Source organism: Methylobacterium sp. E-005, from assembly GCF_022829725.1.
Classification (GTDB): Bacteria; Pseudomonadota; Alphaproteobacteria; order Rhizobiales; family Beijerinckiaceae; genus Methylobacterium.
The window spans coordinates 23477-30563 of the sequence record NZ_JAKSYG010000192.1; the positions used below are offsets into that span (position 1 = coordinate 23477).

Genomic DNA, 7087 nt, shown 5'->3' on the forward strand with positions numbered 1-7087 from the left:
GCGGCCATGGAAGCCTGGACCTTCCCCACCGCCTACGACGACAGCTACTTTCCCGCCGAGGGCAGCCGCTACTGGTTCCCCCGGCGCGAGACCATGCCGGCGGGCGAGCGCGAGGCCGCGATCCTCGGCCGCCTGCGCGAGGTCTGCGCCTACGCCTACGCCACCGCGCCGTTCTACCGCCGCCGCTGGGACGAGGCCGGCTTCCATCCGGATCAGCTGAAGAGCCTGGAGGATTTCGAGGACCGGGTGCCGGTCGTCACCAAGGCGGAGTTGCGCGCCTCGCAGAACGCGGCCCCGCCCTTCGGCGACTATCTCTGCGTGCCGGACCGCGAGATCTTCCACATCCATGGCACGAGCGGCACCACCGGGCGGCCCACCGCCTTCGCGATCGGCCGCAACGACTGGAACGCCATCGCCAACGCCCATGCCCGCATCATGTGGGGCATGGGCATCCGGCCGGGCGACATGGTGTGCGTGGCCGCCATCCTCAGCCTGTATATGGGCAGCTGGGGGGCGCTGGCCGGCGCCGAGCGCCTGGGTGCGAAATCCTTCCCGTTCGGGGCCGGCGCGCCCGGCATGACCGCCCGCTGCGCGCAATGGCTCGCGAGCCTGAAGCCCGCGGCCTTCTACGGCACCCCGACCTACGCCCTGCACCTCGCCGAGGTCGCCCGCGACGAGGGGCTCGACCCGCGCGATTTCGGCCTGCGCATCATGTTCTTCTCGGGCGAGCCCGGCGCCTCGATCCCGGGCGTGCGCGACCGCATCGCCGAGGCCTTCAACGCGAAGGTGTTCGATTGCGGCTCGATGGCCGAGATGTCGCCGTTCATGAACGTCTCGGGCACCGCCGAGACCGAGGGCATGCTCTGCTGGCAGGACGTGGTCTACACCGAGGTCTGCGACCCGGCCACGATGCGCCGGGTGCCCTACGGCAGCCGCGGCACGCCGGTCTACACGCATCTGGAGCGCACCTCGCAGCCGATGATCCGGCTGGCCTCGGGCGACCTCACCCTCTGGACCAACGACCCGACCCCGTGCGGGCGGACCTATCCGAGCCTGCCGCAGGGCATCTTCGGGCGGATCGACGACATGTTCACGATCCGCGGCGAGAACGTCTACCCGAGCGAGATCGACGCCGCCCTCAACGAGACCGCGGGCTATGGCGGCGAGCACCGGATCGTCATCAGCCGCCAGGCGGCGATGGACGAGCTGCTGCTGCGCGTCGAGGCCGATGACGCCGTGTTCGCCCGCGGTCCCGAGGCCGTCGAGGCGTTCCGCCGCGACGCCTGCCACCGGCTGCAGAAGATGCTGGGCCTGCGCGCCCAGGCCGAGATCCTGGCCCCCAACACCCTGCCGCGCACCGACTTCAAGGCCCGCCGGGTGATCGACGACCGCGCGGTGTTCCGCGACATGCACGCCCAGATCGCCGACCAAGGCGCCGCGCGGGGGGCCGCGTGACCCCCTCCCGCGACCTCGTGGAGCGCGTGGCGGCCGGCGCCGTGCCGGCGATCGGGCGGATGATATCCCGGGCCGAGGCCGGCTCGCCGGAGGCGCGGCCCGCCCTCGCCGAGATCTACCGCCGGGCGGGGCGCGCGCACGTCGTCGGCCTCACCGGCGTGCCGGGCAGCGGCAAGTCGACCCTCGTAGCGACGCTCACGGCCCATCTGCGCAAAGCGGGCCAGAAGGTCGGCGTCGTGGCGATCGACCCGTCGAGCCCCTATTCGGGCGGCGCCATCCTGGGCGACCGGATCCGCATGGCCGACCATGTCTGCGACGCGGGCGTCTACATCCGCAGCATGGCGACCCGCGGTGCCATGGGCGGCATGGCCCGGGCGGCGCTCGACGCCGTCGACATCCTGGATGTCGCGGGCTTCGACACGGTGATCATCGAGACGGTGGGCGTCGGCCAGGACGAGGTCGAGATCGCCCGGGCCTCGCACACGACGATCGTGGTCTCGGCCCCCGGGCTCGGCGACGAGATCCAGGCGATCAAGGCCGGCATCCTGGAGATCGCCGACATCCACGTGGTGTCGAAATGCGATCGCAGCGACGCCAACCGCACGCTCACCGACCTCAAGCAGATGCTCACCCTCGGCGCGCTGACCGCCCGCCAGGCCGCGTGGCGCGTTCCGGTGATCGGCCTGTCCGCCTACAAGGGCGAGGGCTTCGAGACCCTGATGACGGCGATCGACAACCACCGCCGCGTCGCCTTCGAGACCGAGACGGGGGCGCAGCGCCGCCAAGCCATCGCCCGCTTCCGCCTGGAGAAGACCGCCGAGACCCTGCTGATCGAGCGCTTCACCCGCGGCGCGGCCTCCGTCGCCGGGCCGCTGGCGGACCGCCTCAGCACCCGCGACGGCGACCCCTACGGGCTTGCCACGGACCTCCTCGAACAGGCGCTCGCGCCGCGCGCATCCGGAGCATCGACATGACCAGCCTGATCGACCGCAAGACCGTCGAGGCGCTGCGCTCGGAGGAGGCCGAGTGGGAGCAGAAGGAGGTCGACGCCTTCCTGAAGAAGCAGGCCGAGCGCAAGCCCGAGTTCTTCACCCTCGGCGACATCCCGGTGAAGCGCGTCTACACGGCGGCCGACGCCGCCGAGACGCCGATCGAGGATATCGGCCTGCCCGGCCGCTACCCGTTCACCCGCGGCCCGTACCCGACCATGTACCGCTCGCGGAACTGGACGATGCGCCAGATCGCGGGCTTCGGCACCGGCGAGGACACCAACAAGCGCTTCAAGTACCTGATCGCGCAGGGCCAGACCGGCATCTCGACCGACTTCGATATGCCGACCCTGATGGGCTACGATTCCGACCATCCCATGAGCGAGGGCGAGGTCGGGCGCGAAGGCGTGGCGATCGACACGCTCGCCGACATGGAGGCGCTGTTCGACGGCATCGACCTGGAGAAGATCTCCGTGTCGATGACCATCAACCCGTCCGCCTGGATCCTGCTCGCCATGTACATCGTGCTGGCCGAGAAGCGCGGCTACGATCTGGACAAGCTCTCGGGGACGATCCAGGCCGATATCCTCAAGGAGTATATGGCGCAAAAGGAGTACATCTTCCCGGTGGAGCCGTCGGTGCGGATCGTGCGCGACTGCATCACCTACTGCGCCAAGACCATGAAGCGGTACAACCCGATCAACATCTCGGGCTATCACATCTCGGAAGCCGGCTCGTCGCCGCTCCACGAGGCGGCCTTCACGCTGGCGAACCTGATCGTCTACGTCGAGGAGGTGCTCAAGACCGGGATGCCGGTCGACGCTTTCGCGCCGCGGCTCGCCTTCTTCTTCGTCTGCCAGGCCGACTTCTTCGAGGAGGTCGCCAAGTTCCGGGCCCTGCGGCGCTGCTACGCCAAGATCATGAAGGAGCGGTTCGGGGCGCAGAACCCGGATTCGATGCGCCTGCGCTTCCACTGCCAGACCGCCGCGGCCTCGCTGACCAAGCCGCAATACATGGTCAACGTGGTGCGCACCTCGATGCAGGCGCTGGCCGCCGTGCTCGGGGGCTGCCAGTCGCTCCACACCAACGGCTACGACGAGGCCTTCGCGATCCCCACCGAGGACGCGATGCGCATGGCCCTGCGCACCCAGCAGGTGATCGCCGAGGAGACCAACGTCACCCAGGTGATCGACCCGCTCGGCGGCTGCTACTACGTCGAGAGCCTGACCACGGAGTACGAGGCCCGCATCTTCGAGATCCTCCGGGAGGTGGAGGAGCGCGGTGGCACGCTCAAGCTGATCCAGGAGGGCTGGTTCCAGCGCCACATCGCGGATTTCGCCTACGAGACCGCGATCCGGAAGCAGACCGGCGAGAAGCCGGTGATCGGCGTGAACCGCCTCGTGGACGACACGCCCGATCCGAAGATCGAGACCCACCCCTACGACCAGTCCACCGCCGACCGGCAATGCGCCCGCACCCGCCGCGTGCGGCAGGAGCGCGACCCGGTGAAGTTCGACCTGTTGCTGCAGCAACTGGTGGAAGTCGCGAAGGACCCGAGCCAGAACATCCTGCCGATCACCATCGAGCTGGTCCGCTCGGGCGCCACGATGGGCGACATCATCGAGACGCTGAAGGGTGTGTGGGGGACGTATCGGGAGACGCCGGTGTTCTGATCCGATCTGCGGACGGCGCCGTGGCGATCCACACGATTGAAGCGCAAACGAAACTTGGCGAACGCGACGCCCTCCCTCTGCCGCTCGGGGGGGGACCCGCGCCCCATCTGACGAAGGCCGCATCGCCGATGGGTCCCGTGAGCGAAAGCAATCGGAACTGGGTTCCCTCAGGTGAAGCTCGGCTCGGTCTCGCCTGTGGGTTCGAAAGCGGCCCGAATAGCCTCCGGATCGACGGCGTCGAGGGTCGCCGGCTGCCAGGCCGGGCGATTGTCCTTGTCGACCAGCACCGCGCGCACGCCCTCGTGGAAATCGTGCCCCCGCATGATGCGGGTCACCAGCCGGTACTCCGTCCGGATCGCCTCCGGCACGGTCATGCTGGCCCCGCGCCGCATCTGCTCGAAGGCGAGGCTGAGGCTCGTCGGCGAGCGGAGGCGAATGGTGCGCGCGGTCTCGGCGGCGAACGCCGTATCCGGGACCGCATCGAGCCTGTCCAGGATGGCCTGGACGCTGTCGGCGGAGAAGCACGCGTCGATCAGGCCGGCCTCCCGGATCACCGGTCCCGCCTCCGGCGCGGGCGCGGCATGGGCAGCCACGGCCTGCGCGATCGCGACGCCCGCCGCCAGATCATCGACGATCGCGGGGAAATCGGCGGCGCGCGCCGCATGGGTCGCGAGCCCCAGGGCGAGGGCGTCGCCCGCGCCGATCCGGGATCCGGTCAGGGCCAGATAGGTGCCGCTACGACCCGGCAGGCGCGGCAGCAGCGCCGTGGTGCCGACATCCGGGATGAAGCCGATCCCGACCTCCGGCATCGCGAAGGCATAGGACTCGGACGCCACCCGGACCGGTCCGTGCACCGAGATGCCGACGCCGCCGCCCATGACGATGCCGTCGATCAGCGCGACGATGGGTTTTGGGTAGCGGGCCATCGCGGCGACGAGCTCGTACTCGCCGCGCCAGATCTCGAACATCGCCTGGGTCTGCCCGGCCTTGGCGGCCTCGTAGATGCGCCGGACGTCGCCGCCGGCGCAGAAGGCCCGGCCGCCGCTGCCCTGCACCGCCACACGCGTCACGCGCTCATCGGTCTCCCAGGCCCGGAGCTGGTCCTGCATCGCCCGGATCATGCCGAGCGTCAGGGCGTTCAGGGCCTTGGGCCGGTTCAGCGTCACGAGGCCGAGGGCACCGCGCGTCTCGAACAGCACTTCGTCGGTCGCAGGTTCGGTCATCGTCGGACGCATCCCGCCGTTTCACTGTGGATTGATGGGGTGGTTGAATAGGCGCGCATCCGGGCCGCGGCAACGAAGAGGCGGGACGGAACAATCAAGCCCGACCGTACCGGATCCTGTCCGTGGGGCGCTCAAGCTGCGCGTCCTCATCGGCTACGGCATCGATCAACCCGGTCGGCAGAGGACACACCCGATGCTTTACATGGTCCACATGCAGGTCAACATTCCGGCGAGCCTTCCGAAGGCGGAGGCGGACCGCCTGAAGGTCGAGGAGAAGGCCTTCGCGCAAAAGCTGCAGCATGATGGAAAGTGGCGGCACCTGTGGCGCGTCGCCGGGCAATACGCGAACTACAGCGTGTTCGACGTCGCCGGGAACGACGAACTCCACGATCTGCTGACGGCGCTGCCCCTGTACCCGTACATGGCGATTCAGGTCACGCCGCTGGCGCAGCATCCCTCGGCCATCGCGGCCAACTGAGAGGTCGGCACCATGCCCTACATCATCGAGACCTTCGACAGGCCCGGCAGCCTCGAAATCCGCAAGGCGAACCGCACCGAGCATCTCGCCTATCTCGACCGGATCAAAAAGCGCCTGCTCGCCTGCGGCGCGAAGCTGAACGACGACGGGAGCGACGCGGGCGGAGGCCTCTACGTCGTGGATGTCGAGACCCGCGCCGAGGCCGAGGCGCTTATCCAGGCGGATCCGTTCTTTCAGGTGGATCTCTTCGAGCGGGTCGAGATCCGGCGCTGGCGCAAGGCCTATCTCGACGGCAAAAGCTTTCTTTGAAACGGGAGGCGGCTGATGGCTTTTGCCGACTTGGACGGTGTCCGGTTGCACTACAGGGCGGAGGGCGACCCGGCGAACCCGGCGCTCGTGCTGTCCAACTCGCTGGGCGCGGCGCTGGACATGTGGGCGCCGCAGGTCGAGCCCCTGGCAGCCCGCTTCCACCTGATCCGCTACGACACCCGCGGGCACGGGCAGTCGGCGGTCACGCCGGGGCCCTACACGATCGCCCAGCTCGGCCGGGACGTGATCGGCCTGCTGGACCATCTCGGTCTCGGCCGGGCGCATTTCGCCGGCGTGTCGATGGGCGGCCTGACGGGGCAATGGCTCGCCCTGAACCATCCGGAACGGCTGGCCCGCCTCGCCCTGTGCAACACGGCCGCCTACATCGGGCCCCCCGAGAACTGGACCAATCGGGTCGCGGCGGTCCGAGCCGACGGCGTCGGCAGCATCGCCGATGCGGTGGCGTCGCGCTGGCTGACGGCGGACTACGCGGCGGCGAAGCCGGAGCTGGCCGCAAGCCTGCGGCAGATGCTGTCCGCCACGGCGTCTGAGGGCTACGCGGCGGCCTGCTTGGCGGTGTGCGATGCCGATTTCCGCGCCGACCTTTCGCGGATCGCCGTGCCGACGCTCGTGATCGCCGGGACGCACGACCTGTCGACGCCGCCGGCTGAGGGCCGCTTTCTGGCCGACCACATCCCCGGTGCGCAGTATCGCGAGTTGAGCGGCGCCCACCTGACGAACTTGGAGGATGTCGAGCGCTTCAACGCCGCGTTGCTTGGGTTCTTCGGCGAAGCGCGTGGGTCGTAGAGCCGTGCCCGATCGCGATGGTCCAGGCAGGAGGCCTATTCGAGGATGACCGTCCAACCCATCCTCTCATCCTGAGGTGACCGCGCAGCGGGCCTCGAAGGAGGGCTCCAGGGATCGCTGAGCTGTCTGGAGGGCTCCTTCGAGGCCTCCGCT

The 7087-nt window shown here is 69.3% G+C and carries 7 protein-coding genes; 6 read left to right on the forward strand and 1 reads right to left on the reverse strand.

Annotated elements, in window-relative coordinates:
* Positions 1-6: 6 nt before the first annotated feature.
* The 3 genes from MKK88_RS21740 to MKK88_RS21750 are packed head-to-tail and all read left to right on the forward strand — an operon-like array spanning position 7 to position 4117.
* Positions 7-1455: a phenylacetate--CoA ligase family protein gene (locus tag MKK88_RS21740; protein WP_244003389.1), complete on the forward strand. Its 1449-nt coding sequence runs from the start codon at positions 7-9 to the stop codon at positions 1453-1455.
* Positions 1452-2429: a methylmalonyl Co-A mutase-associated GTPase MeaB gene (meaB, locus tag MKK88_RS21745; RefSeq protein WP_244003391.1), complete on the forward strand. Its 978-nt coding sequence runs from the start codon at positions 1452-1454 to the stop codon at positions 2427-2429. The genes MKK88_RS21740 and meaB overlap by 4 nt, the downstream gene beginning before the upstream one ends.
* The gene (locus MKK88_RS21750) at positions 2426-4117 is read left to right on the forward strand and encodes a methylmalonyl-CoA mutase family protein (protein WP_244003393.1); all 1692 of its coding nucleotides are present in this window, start codon (positions 2426-2428) and stop codon (positions 4115-4117) included. The genes meaB and MKK88_RS21750 overlap by 4 nt, the downstream gene beginning before the upstream one ends.
* Before the next feature lie 167 nt (positions 4118-4284).
* Here the strand turns inward: MKK88_RS21750 and MKK88_RS21755 are convergent, their stop codons facing one another.
* The gene (locus tag MKK88_RS21755; protein WP_244003395.1) at positions 4285-5340 is read right to left on the reverse strand and encodes an enoyl-CoA hydratase/isomerase family protein; all 1056 of its coding nucleotides are present in this window, start codon (positions 5338-5340) and stop codon (positions 4285-4287) included.
* 193 nt (positions 5341-5533) lie between these two features.
* Here MKK88_RS21755 and catC point away from each other — a divergent pair, with 193 nt between their 5' ends.
* From catC to pcaD, 3 genes are read left to right on the forward strand one after another with little or no spacing between them, the layout of a single operon-like run.
* Positions 5534-5818: a muconolactone Delta-isomerase gene (gene catC / locus MKK88_RS21760; RefSeq protein WP_244003397.1), complete on the forward strand. Its 285-nt coding sequence runs from the start codon at positions 5534-5536 to the stop codon at positions 5816-5818.
* A 12-nt stretch (positions 5819-5830) separates the two neighbouring features.
* The gene (locus MKK88_RS21765; protein WP_244003399.1) at positions 5831-6127 is read left to right on the forward strand and encodes a YciI family protein; all 297 of its coding nucleotides are present in this window, start codon (positions 5831-5833) and stop codon (positions 6125-6127) included.
* A 15-nt stretch (positions 6128-6142) separates the two neighbouring features.
* Positions 6143-6934, forward strand: a complete 792-nt coding sequence (gene pcaD, locus MKK88_RS21770; RefSeq protein ID WP_244003401.1) for a 3-oxoadipate enol-lactonase — start codon at positions 6143-6145, stop codon at positions 6932-6934.
* Positions 6935-7087 lie beyond the last annotated feature (153 nt).

What these genes read in the sequence shown, in the direction of transcription:
- MKK88_RS21755 (WP_244003395.1), bottom strand. Translation starts at nt 5,340, where the DNA reads ATGACCGAACCTGCGACCGACGAAGTGCTGTTCGAGACGCGCGGTGCC.
- pcaD (WP_244003401.1), top strand. Translation starts at nt 6,143, where the DNA reads ATGGCTTTTGCCGACTTGGACGGTGTCCGGTTGCACTACAGGGCGGAG.
- MKK88_RS21750 (WP_244003393.1), top strand. Translation starts at nt 2,426, where the DNA reads ATGACCAGCCTGATCGACCGCAAGACCGTCGAGGCGCTGCGCTCGGAG.
- MKK88_RS21765 (WP_244003399.1), top strand. Translation starts at nt 5,831, where the DNA reads ATGCCCTACATCATCGAGACCTTCGACAGGCCCGGCAGCCTCGAAATC.
- catC (WP_244003397.1), top strand. Translation starts at nt 5,534, where the DNA reads ATGCTTTACATGGTCCACATGCAGGTCAACATTCCGGCGAGCCTTCCG.
- MKK88_RS21740 (WP_244003389.1), top strand. Translation starts at nt 7, where the DNA reads ATGGAAGCCTGGACCTTCCCCACCGCCTACGACGACAGCTACTTTCCC.